The 19,976-nt window shown below is 72.6% G+C and carries 19 protein-coding genes; 13 read left to right on the top strand and 6 right to left on the bottom strand.

All coding sequences use genetic code 11. The features are described from left to right. The first annotated feature begins 13 nt into the window (after nt 1-13). Nucleotides 14-1,501, top strand: a complete 1,488-nt coding sequence (locus AQI95_RS36485; protein ID WP_067134378.1) for a cytochrome P450 — start codon at nt 14-16, stop codon at nt 1,499-1,501. 43 nt (nt 1,502-1,544) lie between these two features. Here the strand turns inward: AQI95_RS36485 and AQI95_RS36480 are convergent, their stop codons facing one another. Next, a complete protein-coding gene (locus AQI95_RS36480) occupies nt 1,545-2,564 on the bottom strand; it encodes an RluA family pseudouridine synthase (RefSeq protein WP_067134376.1) in 1,020 nt (339 codons plus the stop codon). 69 nt (nt 2,565-2,633) lie between these two features. Between AQI95_RS36480 and AQI95_RS36475 the strand changes: the two genes are divergently transcribed. From AQI95_RS36475 to AQI95_RS36455, 5 genes are all read left to right on the top strand, one after another. Further along, nucleotides 2,634-3,215: a GNAT family N-acetyltransferase gene (locus tag AQI95_RS36475; protein ID WP_067134488.1), complete on the top strand. Its 582-nt coding sequence runs from the start codon at nt 2,634-2,636 to the stop codon at nt 3,213-3,215. Nucleotides 3,216-3,321: 106 nt separating this feature from the next. Then, nucleotides 3,322-3,942 carry a PadR family transcriptional regulator gene (locus tag AQI95_RS36470; protein WP_067134482.1) on the top strand — a complete coding sequence of 207 codons (621 nt, stop codon included), beginning with the start codon at nt 3,322-3,324 and terminating at the stop codon, nt 3,940-3,942. Nucleotides 3,943-4,147: 205 nt separating this feature from the next. After that, entirely contained in the window at nt 4,148-5,155 is a 1,008-nt protein-coding gene (locus tag AQI95_RS36465) for an ABC transporter ATP-binding protein (RefSeq protein WP_067134374.1), read from the top strand. Beyond that, nucleotides 5,152-5,928 carry an ABC transporter permease gene (locus AQI95_RS36460; protein ID WP_067134372.1) on the top strand — a complete coding sequence of 259 codons (777 nt, stop codon included), beginning with the start codon at nt 5,152-5,154 and terminating at the stop codon, nt 5,926-5,928. The genes AQI95_RS36465 and AQI95_RS36460 overlap by 4 nt, the downstream gene beginning before the upstream one ends. Before the next feature lie 11 nt (nt 5,929-5,939). Beyond that, nucleotides 5,940-6,878 carry a 5'-nucleotidase gene (locus AQI95_RS36455; protein WP_067134370.1) on the top strand — a complete coding sequence of 313 codons (939 nt, stop codon included), beginning with the start codon at nt 5,940-5,942 and terminating at the stop codon, nt 6,876-6,878. A 13-nt stretch (nt 6,879-6,891) separates the two neighbouring features. On the opposite strand, the gene AQI95_RS36450 is transcribed toward AQI95_RS36455, so the two are convergent. Next, entirely contained in the window at nt 6,892-7,737 is an 846-nt protein-coding gene (locus tag AQI95_RS36450) for a siderophore-interacting protein (protein WP_067134368.1), read from the bottom strand. A gap of 136 nt (nt 7,738-7,873) precedes the next feature. Further along, complete coding sequence (locus tag AQI95_RS36445; RefSeq protein WP_067134366.1) at nt 7,874-8,794, bottom strand: 5'-3' exonuclease; 921 nt, start codon at nt 8,792-8,794, stop codon at nt 7,874-7,876. 201 nt (nt 8,795-8,995) lie between these two features. Between AQI95_RS36445 and AQI95_RS36440 the strand changes: the two genes are divergently transcribed. The 4 genes from AQI95_RS36440 (at nt 8,996) to AQI95_RS36425 (ending at nt 13,601) form a co-directional block, all read left to right on the top strand. Then, a complete protein-coding gene (locus tag AQI95_RS36440; RefSeq protein WP_067134364.1) occupies nt 8,996-10,084 on the top strand; it encodes a quaternary amine ABC transporter ATP-binding protein in 1,089 nt (362 codons plus the stop codon). Beyond that, nucleotides 10,077-11,891 (top strand): ABC transporter permease/substrate binding protein, encoded by a 1,815-nt coding sequence (locus AQI95_RS36435; RefSeq protein ID WP_067134362.1) that lies wholly within the window; start codon nt 10,077-10,079, stop codon nt 11,889-11,891. The genes AQI95_RS36440 and AQI95_RS36435 overlap by 8 nt, the downstream gene beginning before the upstream one ends. A gap of 394 nt (nt 11,892-12,285) precedes the next feature. Then, a complete protein-coding gene (locus tag AQI95_RS36430; RefSeq protein WP_067134360.1) occupies nt 12,286-12,855 on the top strand; it encodes a helix-turn-helix domain-containing protein in 570 nt (189 codons plus the stop codon). Nucleotides 12,856-12,881: 26 nt separating this feature from the next. Beyond that, nucleotides 12,882-13,601 (top strand): helical backbone metal receptor, encoded by a 720-nt coding sequence (locus tag AQI95_RS36425; protein ID WP_067134357.1) that lies wholly within the window; start codon nt 12,882-12,884, stop codon nt 13,599-13,601. Here AQI95_RS36425 and AQI95_RS36420 read toward each other — a convergent pair. Continuing rightward, on the bottom strand, nt 13,513-14,679 hold the full coding sequence (locus AQI95_RS36420) for a TDT family transporter (RefSeq protein WP_067134355.1): 1,167 nt from the start codon (nt 14,677-14,679) through the stop codon (nt 13,513-13,515). The genes AQI95_RS36425 and AQI95_RS36420 overlap by 89 nt on opposite strands. A gap of 70 nt (nt 14,680-14,749) precedes the next feature. On the opposite strand from AQI95_RS36420, the gene AQI95_RS36415 reads away from it, so the two are divergent. Together AQI95_RS36415 and AQI95_RS36410 are read left to right on the top strand one after the other, a co-directional pair. After that, complete coding sequence (locus AQI95_RS36415; RefSeq protein ID WP_067134353.1) at nt 14,750-15,673, top strand: LysR family transcriptional regulator; 924 nt, start codon at nt 14,750-14,752, stop codon at nt 15,671-15,673. A 291-nt stretch (nt 15,674-15,964) separates the two neighbouring features. Then, a complete protein-coding gene (locus AQI95_RS36410; RefSeq protein WP_067134480.1) occupies nt 15,965-16,918 on the top strand; it encodes a phosphotransferase in 954 nt (317 codons plus the stop codon). 58 nt (nt 16,919-16,976) lie between these two features. Here the strand turns inward: AQI95_RS36410 and AQI95_RS36405 are convergent, their stop codons facing one another. Together AQI95_RS36405 and AQI95_RS36400 are read right to left on the bottom strand one after the other, a co-directional pair. Then, nucleotides 16,977-17,672: a gamma-glutamyl-gamma-aminobutyrate hydrolase family protein gene (locus AQI95_RS36405; protein ID WP_067134352.1), complete on the bottom strand. Its 696-nt coding sequence runs from the start codon at nt 17,670-17,672 to the stop codon at nt 16,977-16,979. Between the two features lie 71 nt (nt 17,673-17,743). Next, a complete protein-coding gene (locus AQI95_RS36400) occupies nt 17,744-18,481 on the bottom strand; it encodes a FadR/GntR family transcriptional regulator (protein ID WP_067134350.1) in 738 nt (245 codons plus the stop codon). A 97-nt stretch (nt 18,482-18,578) separates the two neighbouring features. Between AQI95_RS36400 and AQI95_RS36395 the strand changes: the two genes are divergently transcribed. Beyond that, complete coding sequence (locus AQI95_RS36395; protein ID WP_067134348.1) at nt 18,579-19,937, top strand: glutamine synthetase family protein; 1,359 nt, start codon at nt 18,579-18,581, stop codon at nt 19,935-19,937. Nucleotides 19,938-19,976 lie beyond the last annotated feature (39 nt).

Here is a 19,976-nt window from a genome sequence, read left to right as displayed (position 1 = left end):
CCGGAGCGACACCGTGACGCCTGATTCCCCCTCGCTGACCGACACAGACCCCACCCCCGGCCCGCCGCCCGGCTGCCCCGCGCACGGCCTCGGCGCCGGTGGTCCACAGCGGCTCTACGGCCCCGACGCACAGGACCTGGGCGACCTCTACGAGCGGCTGCGGGCGCAGCACGGCACCGTGGCGCCCGTGCTGCTGCACGAGGACGTACCGATGTGGGTGGTCCTCGGCCACGCCGAGAACCTGCATCTGGTGCGCAGCCCCTCGCTGTACACCCGCGACAGCCGGATCTGGAGCCCGCTGGCGGACGGCACCGTCAAACCCGACCACCCGCTCATGCCGCACATCGCCTGGCAGCCGATCTGCTCGCACGCCGAGGGCGACGAGCACCAGCGGCTGCGCGCGGCGGTCACCTCGGCCATGGCCACCATCGACCAGCGCACCCTGCGCCGCCACATCGGCCGCTACACCCAGGGCCTGGTCAACAGCTTCTGCGAACGCGGCCGGGCCGACCTGGTGTCGCAGTTCGCCGAGCATCTGCCGATGGCCGTCATGTGCGAGATCCTCGGCATGCCCGAGGAGTACAACGACCGGATGGTGCAGGCCGCTCGGGACGCCCTGAAGGGCACCGAGACCGCCATCCAGAGCCACACCTACGTCATGGACGCGCTGAGCCGGCTCACCACCCGGCGCCGCGCCCGGCCCGAGGACGACTTCACCAGTCACCTCGTCACCCACCCGGCCGGACTCAGCGACGACGAGGTCCGCGAACACCTGCGGCTCGTCCTCTTCGCGGCCTACGAGGCCACCGCGAACCTCCTCGCCAACGCGCTGCGCATGGTCCTCACCGAGCCGGGCTTCCGCGCCCAGCTCAGCGGCGGCCAGATGACCGTGCCGGAGGCGATCGAGCAGTCCCTGTGGGACGAGCCGCCGTTCAGCACCGTCTTCGGCTACTACGCCAAGCAGGACACCGAGCTGGGCGGGCAGCGCATCCGCAAGGGCGACGGCTTGCTCTTCGCGCCCGCGCCGGGCAACCTCGACCCGCGCATCCGCCCGGACCTGTCCGCGAGCATGCAGGGCAACCGCTCCCATCTCGCCTTCGGTGGCGGCCCGCACGAATGCCCCGGCCAGGACATCGGCCGTGCCATCGCCGACGTCGGCGTCGACGCGCTGCTGATGCGGCTGTCCGACGTCCAACTCGACTGCCCGGAGGAGGAGTTGCACTGGCGCTCGTCCATCGCCTCCCGGCATCTGGTGGCCCTGCCCGTGCGCTTCGAACCGAAGCCGCAGCAGGACGTCAACCTCCCGCCCCGGCCCGTGGCCGTCCCGGCGCAGCGCTCCACCTGGCAGGTCGGCACCCCGCGCGCCGAGCAGGTCCCGGCCGCCGGGCCGCGGCCCAGCACCCCGCCCCCCGCCGCGGCCGAGCCCTATCCGACGGCACCGCGACCGGCCCGCCGACGGGGCGTCTGGAGGCGCCTGCTCGACTGGTGGCGCGGAGAGTAAGGACCGCGGAGCGTGGCCACAGGCCAGGTCCCCCGCACCTGGATCAGGCCGGGCCTCGGCCCGCGCTCCCGCCCCACCGCGCGGGGGCGCCGCGGTCGCCGACGGGACCGGCCCCCTGGCCCTCGGCCCAGTCCTCGTAGGACGACCACGCCCGGAGCACACGGCCGCTGACGAACGCGTGCGCCCTGCCGGTGACCGGATCGGTGAACTCCAGCCTCCGTGCGAGCAGTTGCAGCGGGCGCCGGAAGTCACCGGCCGGCACCGGGGCGGTCACCTCGGGATACAGCGGATCGCCGAGGATGGGCACGCCGAGCGCGTTCAGATGCACCCGCAGCTGATGGGTCTGCCCGGTCGCCGGAAGGAGCCGGTACCGGCCCAGCACGCCCCGGTGTTCCGTCAGCTCCACGAACGTCTCGGCGTTCGGCTCGCCCTCGACCTCCCGGGCCGCCGGCACCCCGCGCTCCTTCAGGATCCTGCTGCGCACGGTCCGGGGCAGGACCAGCGCGGGGTCGTACGGGGCGACCGCCTCGTACTCCTTGCGCACCCGCCGGTCCCGGAACAGCGTCTGGTACGCCCCGCGCTCCGCCGGCCGTACGGTGAACAGCACCAGACCCGCGGTGAGCCGGTCCAGACGGTGCGCCGCCGTCAGCGTCGGGATGCCCAGCTCGTGACGGAGCCGGGCCAGCGCGGTCTGGGCGACATGGGTGCCGCGCGGGGTCGTGGCGAGGAAGTGCGGCTTGTCCGCCACGACGATGTGCGCGTCCTGGTACATCACCTCCACCGGGTACGGCACCGGCACCTCGGCCGGCAGTTCGCGATGGAACCACACGAACATCCCCGGCTCGTACGGCGCGTCCGGCGCCACCGCCCGTCCGTCGGCGCCGACGACCAGCCCGGCGTCGAACATCGAGGAGACCACTCCTGGACCGGCCCCCGTCAGCCGCTCCACCAGATGCTCCCGCACGGTGGCCCACGTCCCGCCGTACGGCAGCCGCACCCGCACGGGATCGACACCGTCGCGCTGGGGGAGCGGGGCGGGCGGGGGTGGCGTGCGGCGTCTCATCGGGGTCAAGGGTACGAGGCGGCGGAATGCGGGTGCACCGGCGGCCGGGCGCTCGGCAGGATGTGGATCATGCCGTATCTCACCAGCCCGGTCGTACCCGCCGGCACCCTCGCCCGCACCGCCCAGCCCACCCTTCCCACCGGCGACGGCCTGCTGCTGCGCCCCTGGCAGGCGCGGGACGCGCCGGCCGTGCACGCCGCCTTCCAGGATCCCGTCATGCACCAGTGGCACATCAGGGCCGCCGACTCCGAGGAGGAGGTCGCCGGCTGGATCGCGCAGTGGCAGACCTGCTGGAAGGAGGAGAACCAGGCCCAGTGGGCGGTCGTGGGCGCGGACACCGGCGAACTGCTGGGCCGGGTCGCGCTGCGCCAGATCGTGCTCGGCGACGGTGTCGCCGAGGTCGCGTACTGGACGGTCGCGCGGGCGCGCGGCCGGGGTGTCGCGGTGCGGGCCACCACCACCCTGTCGCGCTGGGCGCTGGACGAGATCGGCCTGCACCGCCTCGAACTCTCCCACGCCACCGACAACGAGGCCTCCTGCCGCGTGGCCGTGAAGGCCGGCTTTGCCCCGGAGGGCACCCGGCGCAGCGCCCTGCTGCACCCCGACGGCTGGCACGACATGCATCTGCACGCCCGTGTACGAGGCGACTGACCCTCCCTCCGTACGGCCCGAATAGACGCGATACATCGTGTGTGTTGCCCTCGGGGTCGGAACGCGATATGTTCGGCTACGGATATTCGGGAACGAGGTGATGGCCATGGCCGTGAAGCGACGCAAGCTCGGCAATCCGCTGGCGCTCGCGGTCCTGGCGACCCTCTGGCAGAAGCCCATGCATCCGTACGAGATCGCCCAGACCCTGCGCCGTCAGGGCAAGGACAACAGCACGAAGATCAACTACGGCTCGCTCTACACGGTCGTACAGAGCCTCCAGAAGCACGACCTGGTGGAGGTGACCGACGTCGAGCGGGAGGGCAACCGCCCCGAGCGCACGGTGTACGGACTGACCGACGCCGGACGCCAGGAGCTGACCGAATGGCTGTCGGACCTGATGGCCGTACCGGTCAGGGAGTACCCGATCTTCGACACCGCCCTGTCCGTCATGGGGGTCCTGCACCCCGACGACGTGGTGCGGCTGCTCCAGGAGCGGCTCAGCACCCTGGAGGTGCAGGTGGCCGGCGGGCGCGGCGCGCTGGACAAGCTCTGCGAGACCCTTCCGCGGCTCTTCCTCGTGGAGACGGAGTACCAGCTGCACATGCTCCAGGCGCAGACCGACTGGGTCCGCGGCTTCCTGGAGGAGATCCGCAAGGGCACGCTGCCAGGTGTGGAGGGCTGGCGGCGCTATCACGAGACGGGGGAGCTGCCGGCCGAATTCCTGTGAACCCAGGTGAGAAGTCCGACCCCGGCAGGGCTGTTGCAGCAGCTCCGCCGGGGTCGCGAACCCCGAAACGGATCCGCCGTGCGGCGGCTCCGGGCCATCGAGGTGCGGCACACCCAGGATAGCCCGGCGCTCTTCACGCGGATCTTCCATGATCCGCTCGCTCGGCGGATCTTCCGTCATCCGCTCATTCAGGAGAGCAGTCGCCATGAACACCCGTGCGCCCGCAGTGGAGGCGCGTCAGCTGACCAAGACCTACCCCGGTGACGTCACCGCCCTCGACGGCATGGACATCACCGTGGCACCCGGTATCGTCTTCGGGCTCCTCGGCCCCAACGGCGCCGGCAAGTCCACCACCGTCAAGATCCTCACCACCCTGGCCCGCCCCGACTCCGGCACCGCCACCGTCGCCGGGCACGACGTGCTGCGCGACCCCCGCCGGGTGCGCCGCGCGATCGGCGTGGTCGCCCAGCAGTCCGGCGCCGATCCGGTCGCGACGGGCCGCGAGAACCTGCAACTCCAGGGCCGCCTCTACGGCTTGAGCGGCGCCGCGCTGAACCGCCGGGTGGACGAACTGCTGGAGCGGTTCACCCTCGCCGACGCCGCCCGCAGGCCGGTCAAGGGCTACTCGGGCGGCATGCGGCGCCGCCTGGACGTCGCCCTCGGGCTCGTGCACCGGCCCGAGGTGCTGTTCCTGGACGAGCCGACCACCGGACTGGACCCGGAGGCACGCACCGCGATGTGGGAGGAGATCGGCCGGCTGGCCGGCGAGGAGGGCCTGACGATCCTGCTCACCACGCACTACCTGGAGGAGGCCGACCGGCTCGCCGAGCGCATCGCGATCGTCGACCGCGGCCGGATCGTGGTCGAGGGCACCCCGGACGCCCTGAAGGGCGAACTGCGCGGCGACGCCGTCCACATGGAGCTGGGCGAGCCGGTCGGCGAGGCCGGCCGCACCCGGCTCACCGACGCCCTGACCGCACTGCCCGCCGTGCACGAGGCGCTGTGCGAGGGGCGCCGGATCAGCGTCCGCGTCGACGACGGAGCGGCCGCGGTGCCCGCGCTGCTCGCCGCGCTGGACCGGGCCGGAGCCAGTGTCGCCTCGGCCACCGTCGCCCGGCCCTCGCTGGACGACGTCTACCTCCGCCACGCCGGCCGCCGCTACGCCGAGGTGCAGGCCGGGCCCGAGGCCGTCCTCGCCGGGGGTGTGCGATGAGCGCCGCACTCACCCAGACCTGGTACATGACGCAGCGCCAACTGCGGGTGTTCGCCCGCCAGCCCGCCTATGCGATCGTCACCCTGATCCAGCCGGTGATCTGGCTGTTCCTGTTCGGCAACCTCTTCAAGAAGGTCGTCGAGCTGGGTGGCTTCGGCACCACCTCGTACCTGGACTACCTGGTGCCGGGCGTGGTGGTGATGAGCGCCCTCGGCTCCAACATGTGGGCCGGCATGGGCACGCTGGAGGAGATCCAGCGCGGCACCCTCGACCGCTTCCTGACGACGCCGGTCAGCCGGGCCGCGCTCATGAACGGCAACGTCGTCAACAACGGGCTGGTCACCGCGTTCCAGTCGGTGGTCATCGTCCTGCTGGGCCTGCTCGGCGGAGCCGACTACCCCGGCGGCGTCGGCGGTGTCGCGGTCCTCGTGCTGGCCACCGTGCTGCTCGGCACGGTCTTCGGGGCCCTGTCCAACGCGCTCGGCATGCTGGTGCGCGAGCGAGAGTCGATCATCGGCATCAACACCTTCCTGCTGCTGCCGCTGACCTTCCTCTCCAGCGCCTTCATGGCGCCCGCGCAGATGCCCGGCTGGATGCGGCACATCGCCGACTTCAACCCACTCGACTGGGCGATGGTCGCGGGCCGTTCGGCGCTGTCGGACCATCCCGACCCGGGCGACATCCTCGGCCGCGGCGGCGCGCTGCTCGCCCTGGCGATCGCGGCCGTGTGGCTGTCGATCCGCACCTTCCGCTCCTACCAGCGGTCGGTGTGATGATGTAGCGCATGCCGGCCTATGACCTCGCGGACCGACTCGTCGTCGGTGTCGCCTCCAGTGCCCTGTTCGATCTACGGGAGTCGGACGCGGTCTTCCGCGAGCAGGGCGAGGAGGCCTACCGGGCCTACCAGGAGCAGAAGGTGGACGACACGCTCCGGCCCGGGGTCGCCTTCGCGTTCATCCGCCGGCTGCTGTCGCTGAACGACCTCGGCGAGCCGGGAGACCCGCTCGTCGAGGTCATCATCCTCTCCCGCAACGACCCCGACACCGGCCTGCGGGTCATGCGGTCGATCCAGGCTCATGAACTGCCCATCAGCCGGGCCGTGTTCATGCAGGGCAGATCGCCGTACGCGTTCATCACCGCGCTGAACATGTCCCTGTTCCTGTCCGCGAACGGCGACGACGTGCGCGAGGCGGTCGCCGACGGCCTGCCGGCCGGGCATGTGCTCGGATCGTCGTACGCGGACGACCCCGCCGACCGCGAGCTGCGGATCGCCTTCGACTTCGACGGGGTGCTCGCCGGCGACGCCGCCGAGCGGGTGTACCAGACCGACGGTCTGGAGGAGTTCCGCGCCTACGAGGCCCGCAACGCGGCGACCCCGCACGATCCGGGGCCGCTGCGCGACTTCCTGGCGGGGGTGAACCGGATACAGCGGCGGGAGGAGGAGCGGCGCGCGACCGATCCGGACTACACCAGCAGGGTGCACGTCTCTCTCGTGACCGCGCGCAACGCTCCGGCGCACGAACGGGCCGTGCGCAGCCTCAAGCAGTGGGGCGTGCGGGTCAACGGCGCCTTCTTCCTCGGCGGCATAGAGAAGGGCGCGGTCATGAAGGTCCTCAGACCGCACATCTTCTTCGACGACCAGGTGACCCACCTGCAGAGCACCTCGCGGACCACGCCGAGCGTGCACATCCCCTTCGGCAAGATCAACGAGACGGCACCCTGAGAGCGGACCGCTCTCAGGCGGCCGTCGCGCCGCCCTCCTGCTCGACCTCGATACGGGCGTTCCAGTCCCGCTTGGAGGCCTGCCAGCCGTCCTCGTTGTGCCCCAGGCGCCAGTAGCCGGAGATCGACAGGTCCTCGCGCGGGATGTCCAGCTCGACCCGCAGCAGCCGGCGCAGCTCCTTCACGCTGCCCGCCTCGCCGTGCACGAACGCGTGCACCCGGCCTTCCGGGAACGGCAGCGCGCGCACGGCCTCCACCAGCGCCTCGCCGACCGGCCGGTCCCCGCGGTGCAGCCAGACGACCTCCACATCGGAGTCGATCTTCTGCTCCTCCTCGGGGCCGGACACCTCCACGAAGGCGTGTGCGCGGGCACCGGCGGGCAGCGCCTCCAGGGACCGCGCGATCGCGGGCAGCGCGCTCTCGTCACCCGCGAGCAGATGCCAGTCGGCCGCCGGGTCGGGGGCGTAGGCGCCACCGGGGCCCATGAACCGCACGGTCTCGCCGGGTTGGACGCGGGCGGCCCACGGGCCGGCCAGGCCCTCGTCGCCGTGGACGACGAAGTCCAGGGTGAGCCGGCGCTGTTCGGCGTCCCAGGCTCGCACCGTGTACGTCCGGGTCACCGGCCACTGCTCACGGGGGAACTCCGCGCGGATCCGCTCCAGGTCGAAGGGCTCCGGATAGGTCACGCCCACCGGGCCGAAGAGCAGCTTCACATAGTGGTCGGTGCAGGTGTCCGCCGCGAAGTCGGCGAGGCCCTCGCCGCCGAGCACGACCCGCTGCATGTGCGGGGTCAGTCGCTCGGTGCGGATCACCTGGGCGGTGCGGTGCTTGCGCGGCGCTCGTCCCGGGCGCTCTGCCATCACGACCTCCTGCGAGTCGGTTAGGTTTACCTAAGTTAGCATCTCGCTTCTGGAAAACACCTCTTTCCGAGTTCGGAGGGGCGGCCTTTGCCGGAATATTCCGATCAAGCTCGTGCGGTTGTGGCCGCGGTCGTGGTCATACGGCGAGCGTGGTCAGCAGTCGCTGCAGGGAGCCGCCCAGCCCCCATCGCTCGGCCAGCTTCTCCAGAGCGGCCGGGTCGCGCGGGGTGTGCGGCAGGGCCGTGTCGACATCCGGCAGCGGCACGTCGTCGGCCACCCGCACCACCTTCGGTGCGACCGCGACATACGGCTGGGCCTCGGTGAGCCGCTTGCGCTGCGAGGGCGTGAGCTTGGCCTTCGGGTCGTCCAGCGCCGTCATGATCCCGGCCAGGTCGCCGAACTCGGCCAGCAGCTTGGCGGCCGTCTTCTCGCCGATCCCGGGCACGCCCGGCAGTCCGTCGCTCGGGTCGCCGCGCAGCAGGGCCAGATCCACGTACCCCCGGCCGTCCACGCCGTACTTCTCGCGCAGCACCGCCTCGTCGGTGAGCTGCAGCGTGCCGACGCCCTTCAGCGGGTACAGCACCCGGATTCCGCGCGCGTCGTCCACCAGCTGGTACAGATCGCGGTCGCCGGTGACGATGTCCACCGGGACCTCGGCGCGCGCGGTGAACGTGCCGATCACGTCGTCCGCCTCGTACCCGGCGACGCCGACCCGTGCGATCCCGAGCGCGTCCAGTACGTCCTCGATGACCGGCACCTGCGGGGAGAGGGTGTCGGGCACCTCCTCCTCGTCCGGGGCGCCCTCGTGCTCCTCGGCGACCCGGTGCGCCTTGTAGGTGGGGATGAGGTCCACCCGCCACTGCGGCCGCCAGTCGGCGTCCATGCAGGCCACCAGCTGCTGCGGCCGGTGGTCCTTGACCAGCCGGTCGATGAAGTCCAGCAGCCCGCGCACGGCGTTCACCGGCGTGCCGTCCGGTGCCTTCACCGAGTCCGGGACGCCGAAATAGGCGCGGAAGTACAGCGATGCGGTGTCGAGGAGCATGAGTCGTCCGGTCACGCTCGCATCATGCCGTACGGCACTGACAGGTGCCCTTCGTCCCGGAACGCGTTGCGTGATGCGCATCGCCGTGAGCCCGGCCACTGCTGGGTTTGCCCGCTCTTGACCTGGGCAGGCGCCGCCTCGGAGTGAGAGTGGTTGCTCTTTTCAACCGTCGGCGACTCTTCGTCTCCAGTTCTGTCACCGAGACGAGAGGTACGCGTGCAACCGAGGCTTGAGACCGAGCACCTGTTCAAGGTGTTCGGCAGACGACCGGACGAAGCCGTGCGACGCCTGAGGCAGGGCGCCGACCGGGAGGAACTGCGCGCCGACGGCATCACCGCCGCCGTGATCGACGCCTCCTTCCGCGTCGAGGCGGGCGAGATCTTCGTCGTCATGGGTCTGTCGGGCTCCGGCAAGTCCACTCTGCTGCGCATGCTCAACGGCCTGCTGGAGTCGACCGCGGGCAGCGTCCGCTTCGACGGCCAGGACCTGACCGAGCTGACCGCCCGCGAACTGCGCGAGCTGCGCTCGAAGAAGATCAGCATGGTCTTCCAGCACTTCGCCCTGTTCCCGCATCGCAGCGTCCGCGACAACGCCGCCTACGGCCTGGCCGTGCAGGGCGTGCCCCGCGCCGAGCGCGAGCGCCGCGCCGACGAGGCGCTCGCCCTGTGCGGACTGGCCGGCTGGGAGGACTCCTGGCCCGACGAGCTGTCCGGAGGCATGCAGCAGCGCGTCGGCCTCGCCCGCGCCCTCGCCACCGACGCCGACCTGCTCCTCATGGACGAGTCCTTCAGCGCCCTGGACCCGCTGATCCGCCGCGACATGCAGGACCAGCTGCTGGAGCTGCAGAAGACCCTGAAGAAGACCATCGTCTTCATCACCCACGACCTCAACGAGGCCATGCGCCTCGGCGACCGCATCGCCGTCATGCGCGACGGCCGCATCGTGCAGACCGGCACCGCCGAGGACATCCTGCTGCGCCCCGCGAACGACTACGTCGCCTCCTTCATCCAGGACGTCGACCGCGCGCGCGTGCTGACCGCCGCCGCCGTCATGGACACCGACGTGCGCGGCGACGAGGCCGACTGCGGCTGCGAGACCGCGAGCCCCGACACGCCCTTCACCGAGCTGTGCGCCATCAGCGCCCGGCTGACCCACCCGGTCGCCGTCCTCGGCGAGGGCCGCGCCCTCGTCGGCGTCGTCCCCCGCCGACGCCTCGTCGGCTTCCTCGGCGACGAACAGGGCGAGCCCACGGCATGCGACGACAACGGCGACAAGGGCGGGGAGAAGGTGATCGCCCGTGCCTAGGATCCACCTCGGCGACTGGGTCGACTCCGGCGTCAACTGGCTGGTCGACCACCTCTCCTGGCTCTTCGACGCCGTCAAGGCCGTCGTGGAGGGCATGTACAACGGCATCGATGCCGTGCTCAGCGCGCCCGAGCCGCTGCTGATGGCCGGCATCCTCGCGGTCATCGCCTGGTGGCTGCGCGGCCTCGTCGCCGGTGTCCTCGCCTTCGCCGGATTCGCGCTGGTCGACTCGCTCGACCTGTGGGACCGGGCCATGTCCACGCTCGCCCTGGTCCTCGTGGCGACCGTGATCGCGCTGGTCATCTCCCTGCCGCTCGGCATCTGGGCCGCCCGCTCCAGGGCCGTCAGCGCGGCCGTGCGCCCCGTCCTGGACCTGCTCCAGACGATGCCGTCGATGGTGCTGCTGATCCCGGCCATGCTCTTCTTCGGCCTCGGCACCGCGGCCGGAGTCGTCGCCACCCTGATCTTCGCGCTCGCCCCCGGCGTCCGCATGACCGAGCTGGGCATCCGCCAGGTCGACGCCGAACTGGTCGAGGCCGCCGAGGCGTTCGGCACCACGCCGCGCGACATCCTGTGGCGCGTCCAGCTGCCGCTCGCCCTGCCGACCATCATGGCCGGCGTCAACCAGGTGATCATGCTGGGCCTGTCCATGGTCGTCATCGCCGGCATGGTCGGCACCGGCGGTCTCGGCGGCGCCGTGAACGAGGCCATCGGCCAGCTCGACATCGGCTACGGCTTCGAGGCGGGCGTCGGCATCGTCGTCCTCGCCATCTACCTGGACCGGATCACCGGCGCGCTCGGCACCCAGCTCTCCCCGCTGGGCCGCAGGGCCGCCGCCAAGGCGCCCACGCGCGCGTGGACGTACCGCCCGCGTCCGGCCGTCGCCGTCGTCGGTGTGGTCGTCCTCGCGCTCGTCGCGGGCGGCATGGGCGTCTTCGGCTCCTCCACCGGCACCTCCGAGGCCTCCGGCACGAACGTCGGCAAGGGCAAGGAGATCAAGATCGGCTACATCCCCTGGGACGAGGGCGTCGCCTCGACCTTCCTGTGGAAGGAGATCCTGGAGGAGCGAGGCTTCAAGGTCACCACCACCCAGTACGCGGCCGGCCCGCTCTACACCGGTCTCGCCACCGGCCAGATCGACTTCGAGACCGACTCGTGGCTGCCCACCACCCACGCCGAGTACTGGAAGAAGTACGGCAAGCAGCTCGACGACCTCGGCTCGTGGTTCGGCCCCACCTCCCTGGAGCTGAGCGTCCCCTCGTACGTGAAGGACGTGAACTCCCTCGCGGACCTGAAGGACCACGCCTCCGAGTTCGGCGGCAAGATCGTCGGCATCGAGCCCAGCGCGGGCGAGATGGGCCTGCTCAAGAGCAAGGTCCTCAAGGAGTACGGGCTGCAGGACTCGTACGAGGTGATCGACGGCTCCACCCCGGCGATGCTCGCCGAGCTGAAGCGCGCCTACGCCAAGAAGGAGCCGGTCGTCGTCACCCTGTGGTCCCCGCACTGGGCCTACAACGACTACGACCTGAAGAAGCTCAAGGACCCCGAGGGCGCCTGGGGCAAGGGCGACGGTGTGCACACCCTCGCCCGCAAGGGCTTCACCGGCGACAACCCGCAGGTCGGCCGCTGGCTGAAGGACTTCTCCATGACCGAGAAGCAGCTCACCGGCCTTGAGGCGCAGATCCAGAAGGCCGGCAAGGGCAAGGAGCAGGACGCCGTCCGCACCTGGCTGCGCACGAACCCCGGCCTGGTCGACAAGTGGGCCCCCGTCGCCAAGGAGGACGCCCGCAGTCGGGCGGCCGGGTGACCTGACCCGCTCGGACCGCCACCCGAGGGGCGGCCGCCGCCGGACGCCGCCGAGCGTCCGGCGCGGCCGCCCTTCGCGGCGTCCGCAGCCCGTCCGGGCACGACAAGAATCCGGCCAACCACGTTCCGTGACGGACATTGGCCCTCGCCGGGGTGCCCGGCCCAGCTGGTCGGCATATTCACCCCGGTCCGGGAGCACGTCGCGGGCAGGTCCGGACCCCTGTCACACTGGCGCGAACCGTGAGGTTGGGGGCTCGGCGGCATGTCGGGGATGTGACAGGCGCGTGAAACGGTTTGCCGAACATGCGTAGGGTGCAGAGAAGTCTTCAGTAGGGGTGTGCCCCGGCCCGGGCCCCCGGACAGCGGCACGACGAGCGAGGGAGGGAGCCGGAGCGATGGGCGACCACAAAGAGCAGCCCGTGCGGGTGGGCGCGGCCGTCCGGCGGCGCCGCCGTGCGCTGGAACTGACCCTCGCGGCCGTGGCCGAACGCAGCGGTCTCTCGGTGCCCTTCCTCAGCCAGGTCGAGAACGACCGGGCGCGCCCCAGCAGCACCTCCCTGGAGAAGCTCGCCGACGCCCTGCGCACCACGGCCGTCGAATTGCTCGCCGCCGCCGACCCGGCGGCCAGCGTGGACGTCGTGCGCGCCGACCCGACCGCCGAGGACGACTTCGAGCCCCGCACCCGCTCCCTGGTGCGCGGCCACCACCAGCTGCACGCCTCCGAGATCACCGGTGACCACGACGCCGGCCGCGAGTTCCAGCACCGCAACGACGAACTGATGTACGTCGCCGACGGCGCGGTGGAGATCGAGGCCGAGGGCCGTGCGTACCGGCTCGGCCGCGGAGACACCCTGTACCTGACCGGTGGGGTGCGGCACCGGTGGCGGGCGACGGTGCCGGACACGCGGGTGATCGTGGTGGCGGTGGCCGAACACATCGAGGCGGTTCAGGACCGGTCCCGCTGAGTTCGCCGAGTTCACGGAGTCGCACGGTGCGGGTCGTCTCGCTGGTCCCCTCCCTCACCGAGGCGGTCGCCGTCACGCTGCCCGCGGTCCTCGTCGGTGCCACCGACTGGTGCAGTCACCCGGTGGGGCTGGACGTCACCCGGATCGGTGGCACCAAGAATCCGCGGGTGGACCGGATCGTCGCGCTCGCTCCCGACCTGGTGATCGGCAACGAGGAGGAGAACCGCGGCCCCGATCTCGAGGCGCTGCGCGCGGCGGGTCTTCGGGTGCTGGTCACCGAGGTGCGCAGCGTGCCGCAGGCCTTCGCCGAGCTGGAGCGGGTGCTCGCCGCGTGCGGTGCGCGAGGACGCCCGAGCTGGCTGGGGGAGGCGGCGGCGGCCTGGAACGCGCTGCCGGAGCCCGCGGCGCGTACGACGGCGGTCGTCCCGATCTGGCGGCGGCCCTGGATGGTCCTCGGCCGGGACACCTTCGCGGGCGACGTCCTGGCCCGGCTCGGCATCGACCACGCGTACGCCGACCACCCCGAGCGCTACCCCCGCATCCCGCTGGAGGAGCTGCGCGCGAGCGGCCCGGATCTGGTGGTCCTGCCCGACGAGCCCTACCGCTTCACCGCCGACGACGGCCCGGAGGCCTTCCCCGGGCTGCCGTGCGCCCTGGTCAGCGGGCGGCACCTGACCTGGTACGGACCGTCCTTGCGGGCAGCGCCACGAGTGCTGGCCGAGGCCCTGCGAGCAGCTCGCCGCTGAGCAGGCCGCGTACGGTGCCGGTGGCGGCGGCCAGCCAGGCGGCGGCGAGGACGGCGTACAGCCCGACGGCCAGCCCGTCGTAAGCCTCCAGACCGGTGTGCCGGGCCAGCGCCATGGCGCCGGTGACACAGGTGCCCACCGGGAAGGTGAACGCCCACCAGGTCATCGCGAACCCCATGCCCTGCCGGCGGGCCCGCACCACGTGCGCGGTCGCCAGCGCCAGCCACAGCAGCGCGAACCCCATGACCGGCACCCCGTACAGCACGGCGAAGACGTCGAGGCCGCGGTCGTAGGGGGCCGGTACGACCCCGGGTGCCAGGTCGGCGATCTTGCTGACCGCGGTGGTGGACTGCCCGAGCGGGCCCAGGACCAGGAACAGGGTCGGGGTGAGCGCGAGCGGCAGCGGGCTGGAACCGATCAGCCGGGCGAAGACCAGCGGCAGCATCAGCAGTGTCGCCAGCAGGCTCAGCCCGAACATCGCCAGGCACGCCAGCAGCAGGGTCTCGCGGGGCTGTCCGGGCGGCAGATGCGGCACCAGCAGCGGGCCGAGCGCGGCCGACACCATGGGCGCGACCAGCGGCAGCAGCCACACCGGGGTGGCCTGCGTCGGGTCGACCCGATGCCGTACGGCCATCAGGTACGGCACGGCCACGGCGGCCGCGAGTCCGATCGCCGTACCGGTGGTGAACAGGACGGCGTCCAGGGCGACGGCGGTGCCGGTGCCGATCAGCGGCTGCCCGGCGGTCAGGGCGCTGCCGCCGACCGCGAGCAGAGCCATCGACAGGCAGCCGTAGAAGGGGGCCATGGCCGGGTCGAGGAGGTGGGCGCGGGCCTGGTCGGTGTGGCGGGTCCAGTGCAGGGCACGGGCCGTCAGCAGGACGACCAGCATGACCAGGGAGAGTGCCCAGGCCCCCGCGAAGACATCGCGCAGGGCCTGCGAGTGCGCGGGGAGCGCGGCACCGGCGGAGCCGAGGATGGCGGTGCCCATGACGGAGGCGTACCAGTTGGGGCCGAGGTGCCGGACCTGGGCGGGCCGGGGCACCGAGGTGGCGGACAGGGGGTGGGCTGCGGTGACCATGACTCCACGTTCCCTCCGCCGCCCGCCCCTGACCAGGGAGTTCCCTTCTATGAGGGCATAAGCTGGTCTTATGAGCGAGGTCGAGGGGCAGCGAGAGCACACCGCATCACTGGCGCACCGGGTGCCCGACCTGGCCGCGCTGGAGCTGCTGCTGGCGGTGGCGCGGCTGGGCAGTCTGGGCGCGGCGGCGCGCGAGGTCGGCATCACCCAGCCCGCCGCCAGCAGCCGGATCCGCTCCATGGAACGGCAGCTGGGCGTGGCCCTGGTCGACCGCTCGCCGCGCGGCTCCCGGCTCACGGACGCGGGCGCCCTGGTGACGGACTGGGCCCGCCGGGTCGTGGAGGCCGCGGCGGCCTTCGACGCGGGCGCGCGGGCCCTGCGCGACCGCCGGGACTCGCGTCTGCGGGTCGCGGCGAGCATGACCATCGCCGAGTACCTGCTGCCCGGCTGGCTCCTCGCGCTGCACGCCGCGCGGCCCGACACGGCGGTCTCGCTCCTCGCCGGCAACTCGGCGAAGGTCGCGGAACTGCTGTTGTCCGGCGAGGCGGACCTGGGCTTCGTGGAGGGGCTGTCGGTCCCGACGGGCCTGGACTCCGTCGTCATCGCCCACGACCGGCTGATCGTCGTCACCGCGCCCGGACACCCCTGGGCCCGCCGCCGGCGCCCCCTGGGGGCGGAGGAGCTGGCCGCCACGCCGCTCATCCTCCGTGAGCGCGGCTCCGGCACCCGCCAGGTCCTCGACGCGGCACTCGGCGGCCTCGCCCGCCCGCTGATCGAGCTGTCCTCCACCACGGCGGTCAAGGCGTCGGCGGTCAGCGGCGCGGGGCCCTCCGTCCTCAGCGAACTCGCGGTGGGGGAGGAGCTGTCGATGCGGCGTCTGGTCAGCATCCCGGTGGAGGACGTCTCCCTGCGCCGCGACCTGCGCGCGGTCTGGCCCAAGGGACATCGCCCCACGGGCCCGGCCCGAGAGCTGCTGTCGCTGACGCGCGGGTGAGCAGGGGGGAGGCCGGGATCGCTCGCGGCACGACGGCCCGCAGCGGCTGCGGCGCCACGCGGCCGGTGGCGCCGCAGCCGCTGCGGGCACGCGCGGCGAACCGCACGACCGGCCACCCACCCATCCGCGCCCGGCGCGCGGCCCCGGGTGCCGGCTGCCCACTCACCGGCGCTTGGCGCGTGGCCCGGCCCGCGCCCAGCGCCCAACGGCGTTTCCCGAACGCCCCCCCGCAGCTCAGCCGCGGAGAAAATCCCTGGCCGGCGGCCCGCAGAGCCCGGCACCATGCTCCGCATGACCCTCACCGCCCCGCCCGCCACAGGCGTCCGTGCCCCCTGGGCAGACCTCCCCGCCGCCGTCCGTGACGCCGTCGGCGAGGTGCTCGGCGCGCCGGTCGTGCGGGCCGTGACCCAGAACGGCGGCTTCTCACCCGGCGTCGCCGCCCGCGTGCGCACCGCCGCGGGCGGCACCGGCTTCGTGAAGGCGGTGAGCGCCGAGGCCAACCCGCACAGCCCCGAGCTGCACCGCCGTGAGGCCCGTAACGCCGCCGAGCTCCCGGCCGCCGTACCCGCGCCCCGGCTGCTCGGCACGTACGACGACGGCACCTGGGTGGCGCTGGTCTTCGAGGAGGTGGCAGGGCGTCAGCCGCACGTGCCCTGGCGGGTGGACGAGTTGTGCCGGGTGCTCGACGCCGTGACCGTGCTCGCTCGCACCGGCACGCCGTGCCCGCTCGACGTCCCGTCCGTCGAAGAGGACCTGGCGGACTCCTTCAGCGGCTGGCGCCGGCTGCTCGACGGCGAAGCCGGCGACGTGCGTGACCGGCTCGGCGCCCAGGCCGCCGACCGGCTGCCCGACCTCGCCGCGCTGGAGGCCCGCTGGGCGGAGGGCGCCTCGGGGGACACCTTGGCCCACGCCGATCTGCGCGCGGACAACGTGCTCCTCACGGCGGACGGCGGCGTCGTCCTCGTCGACTGGCCGCACGCCCTGCGCGCCGCGCCCTGGTTCGACCTGCTCGTCCTGCTGCCGTGCGTGCGGGCGCAGGGCGGCCCCGATCCCGAGGAAGTGTTCACCCGGCACCCGCTGGGCCGGGACGCGGACCCGGACGCCGTCACGGCCGCACTGGCCGCCCTCGCCGGCTACTTCCTGCGCAGCTCCCTGGCCCCGCCGCCGCCGGGCCTGCCGACCCTGCGCCCCTTCCAGCGCGCGCAGGGGGACGCGGCCCTGGCCTGGCTCCGACAGCGGCTGTGAGCGGGGACGGGGCCCGGTCGCCGACTCCCGTGCCCCGTCCGCCGTCCCGCCCGCCCGTTCAGCTGCCGGCCGCCGCGACCAGGCCCCGCATCACCCGCAGGTCCTCGCCCATCTCCGGATGCCACTGGACGGCGAGCACCCAGCTGCGGGCCGACGGCAGTTCCACCGCCTCCACCGTGCCGTCGGCCGCGTACGCGGAGGGGACCAGTCCCCGGCCGAGCCGCTCGACCGCCTGGTGGTGGTAGGTCGGCACGGCCGTGTCCTCCGGCACGAGATCGGCGTACAGCGTGCCCGGCACCGGCTCGACCGGATGGTGCCCGAAGACCCCGGCCTTCTCCGCGTGCCCGTCGAGATGCTGGACGAGCGTGCCGCCGAGGGCGACGTTCAGCAGTTGCATGCCCCGGCAGATCCCGAGCAGCGGCACGCCCGCCGCCAGCGCCGCGTCGATCAGGGCCAGCTCCCAGGCGTCCCGCTCGTGCGCGGGCGGCCCCGTGCGCGGCGAGCGCTCGGCGCCGTAGCGGGCCGGGTCCACGTCCGGGCCGCCCGCGATGACCAGCCCGTCCAGCCGGGCCACCGTCTGCGCCGCGTGCTCGGGCGTGTCCGGCGGCACCATGCAGGCCAGCCCGCCGGCCCGCTGCACCAGCCGCGGATAGCCGGCCGGCAGCAGCGCCGCCTCCAGCTCCCACACGCCCCAGCGCGCCACCGACTCCAGATAGGTGCTCACACCGATCAGCGGTCGTGGTCGTACGGTCATCTTGACCTCCCCGGCAGTCAAAGGTTCTCGCCCATACCTTTGCAGAGCCGTCGTGCGCGAGGAAACCCCGCTCACGCCAGAAAGCCCCGCAGCAGCGCCGCCGTGCCCGCGCAGTGCTCGCGCATCATCTCCCGCGCGCCGTCCGCGTCCCCGTCCAGCACCGCCTCCACCAGCGCGGTGTGCTGGCGCTGCGAGTGCTCCAGGTTGCGCACCAGCAGCGGGATGCAGTCGAGCAGATCGTTCACGGTGGCCCGGACCGCCGCGTACTGCGCGGTCAGGGACGGGGAGCCGCACAGCTCGGCCAGCGTCAGATGCAGCAGCGTGTCCAGGCGCCGGTAGTCGGCGAGCGGGGCCTCGTGGGTGCGGTCCAGCGCCTCGCGCAGCCGGTCGGCCTGGGCGGCCGTCAGCCCGTGCGTCGCGCACAGGCCGGCCGCGCCCACCTCCAGGACCTCGCGAAAGCGCAGCACGTCCTCGATGTCGACCTCGGCGATCCGGCGGCGCAGCTCGTCCTCGCCGCCGGCGTCCGCGCGCGGCATGACGAAGGTTCCGCCGTAGCGTCCGCGCCGCGCCTCCACCAACCCCTGGTCGTGCAGCACCTTCAGCACCTCGCGCAGCGTCACCCGGCTGATCCCGAGCCGCTCGGCCAGCTCCCGCTCGGCCGGCAGCCGCTGCCCGCCCGGCACCAGACCGAGCCGCACGACCTGGAGGATCTGCTCCAGCGCCTCCTCGAAGCCGTTGCCGGCCCGCACCGGTCGCAGCACCGGAGCGAGCCGATCGCCCACCCCTTGCGCATCGCTCTCCCAGGACATCCGGCCGTACCCCCTTCCCAAGCAATGGTTCTGAGCAATACCTTATGGCTCCCGGCCCGGCCGAAAAAAGCGCGAAGGCGCCGAAGGAGGCTCTCCCGTGGCAGACCGCACACCCCCGCTCGGCGTCGAGGAACTGCACGCCCTCGTCGCGAGCGGTGAGATCGACACTGTCGTCCTGGCCTTCCCCGATATGCAAGGGCGCCTCCAGGGCAAGCGGTTCGCCGCCCGCTTCTTCCTCGACGAGGTCCTGCACCACGGCACCGAGGGCTGCAACTACCTCCTCGCCGTCGACACCGAGATGAACACCGTCGACGGCTACGCGATGTCCTCCTGGGAGCGCGGCTACGGCGACTTCGCCATGCATCCCGACCTGTCGACCCTGCGCCGTATCCCCTGGCACCCCGGCACCGCCCTCCTCGTCGCCGACCTCGCCTGGAACGACGGCTCCCCGGTCGTCGCCGCGCCCCGCCAGATCCTGCGCCGCCAGCTGGAGCGGCTCGCCGCGCTCGGCTACACCGCCCGGGTCGGCACCGAGCTGGAGTTCATCGTCTTCAAGGACTCCTACGAACAGGCCTGGGACGCCGGCTACCGCGACCTCACCCCGGCCAACCAGTACAACATCGACTACTCCATCCTCGGCACCGGCCGCATCGAGCCCCTGCTGCGCCGGCTGCGCAACGACATGGCGGGCGCCGGTCTCACCGTCGAGTCCGCCAAGGGCGAGTGCAACCCCGGCCAGCACGAGATCGTCTTCCGCTACGACGAGGCCCTCGTCACCTGCGACCAGCACGCCCTGTACAAGACGGGCGCCAAGGAGATCGCCGCCCAGGAGGGCGTCTCGATCACCTTCATGGCCAAGTACAACGAGCGCGAGGGCAACTCCTGCCACATCCATCTCTCGCTCGCCGACGCCGACGGCACAGGCGCGATGGCCGACGACGAGGGAATGTCCGAGGTGATGCGGCACTTCCTCGCCGGACAGCTCGCCGCCCTGCGCGACTTCTCCCTCCTCTACGCCCCGAACATCAACTCCTACAAGCGGTTCCAGCCGGGCTCCTTCGCCCCCACCGCCGTCGCCTGGGGCCACGACAACCGCACCTGCGCCCTGCGTGTGGTCGGCCACGGCCGCTCCCTGCGCTTCGAGAACCGGCTGCCCGGCGGAGACGTCAACCCCCACCTCGCCGTCGCCGGTCTCGTCGCGGCCGGCCTGTACGGCATCGAGCAGAAGCTGGAACTCCCCGAGCCCTGCTCCGGAAACGCCTACACCGCCGGCCTCGCCCACGTCCCGACCACCCTGCGCGAGGCCGCCGAGCTGTGGGAGAACAGCCCCATCGCCAAGGCCGCCTTCGGGGACGAGGTGGTCGCGCACTACCGCAACATGGCGCGCGTCGAGCTGGAGGCCTTCGACGCCGCGGTCACCGACTGGGAGCTGCGCCGCTCCTTCGAACGCCTGTGAGCCGTTCCCGCGACCGCATGTGAACCAGCCCCGGAAAGG

The organism is Streptomyces yokosukanensis, from assembly GCF_001514035.1.
In the GTDB taxonomy this organism is placed as follows: Bacteria; Actinomycetota; Actinomycetes; order Streptomycetales; family Streptomycetaceae; genus Streptomyces; species Streptomyces yokosukanensis.
The sequence above is the reverse complement of the archived record's forward strand: the minus strand, read 5'-3'. Positions and strand labels throughout refer to the sequence as shown.

Bases quoted from the DNA above. Each gene is read 5' to 3' on its own strand.
- AQI95_RS36455 (WP_067134370.1), top strand. From the start codon at position 5,940: ATGCCGGCCTATGACCTCGCGGACCGACTCGTCGTCGGTGTCGCCTCC.
- AQI95_RS36410 (WP_067134480.1), top strand. From the start codon at position 15,965: ATGACCCTCACCGCCCCGCCCGCCACAGGCGTCCGTGCCCCCTGGGCA.
- AQI95_RS36400 (WP_067134350.1), bottom strand. From the start codon at position 18,481: ATGTCCTGGGAGAGCGATGCGCAAGGGGTGGGCGATCGGCTCGCTCCG.
- AQI95_RS36405 (WP_067134352.1), bottom strand. From the start codon at position 17,672: ATGACCGTACGACCACGACCGCTGATCGGTGTGAGCACCTATCTGGAG.
- AQI95_RS36420 (WP_067134355.1), bottom strand. From the start codon at position 14,679: ATGGTCACCGCAGCCCACCCCCTGTCCGCCACCTCGGTGCCCCGGCCC.
- AQI95_RS36415 (WP_067134353.1), top strand. From the start codon at position 14,750: ATGAGCGAGGTCGAGGGGCAGCGAGAGCACACCGCATCACTGGCGCAC.
- AQI95_RS36430 (WP_067134360.1), top strand. From the start codon at position 12,286: ATGGGCGACCACAAAGAGCAGCCCGTGCGGGTGGGCGCGGCCGTCCGG.
- AQI95_RS36470 (WP_067134482.1), top strand. From the start codon at position 3,322: ATGGCCGTGAAGCGACGCAAGCTCGGCAATCCGCTGGCGCTCGCGGTC.
- AQI95_RS36475 (WP_067134488.1), top strand. From the start codon at position 2,634: ATGCCGTATCTCACCAGCCCGGTCGTACCCGCCGGCACCCTCGCCCGC.
- AQI95_RS36450 (WP_067134368.1), bottom strand. From the start codon at position 7,737: ATGGCAGAGCGCCCGGGACGAGCGCCGCGCAAGCACCGCACCGCCCAG.
- AQI95_RS36460 (WP_067134372.1), top strand. From the start codon at position 5,152: ATGAGCGCCGCACTCACCCAGACCTGGTACATGACGCAGCGCCAACTG.
- AQI95_RS36480 (WP_067134376.1), bottom strand. From the start codon at position 2,564: ATGAGACGCCGCACGCCACCCCCGCCCGCCCCGCTCCCCCAGCGCGAC.
- AQI95_RS36465 (WP_067134374.1), top strand. From the start codon at position 4,148: ATGAACACCCGTGCGCCCGCAGTGGAGGCGCGTCAGCTGACCAAGACC.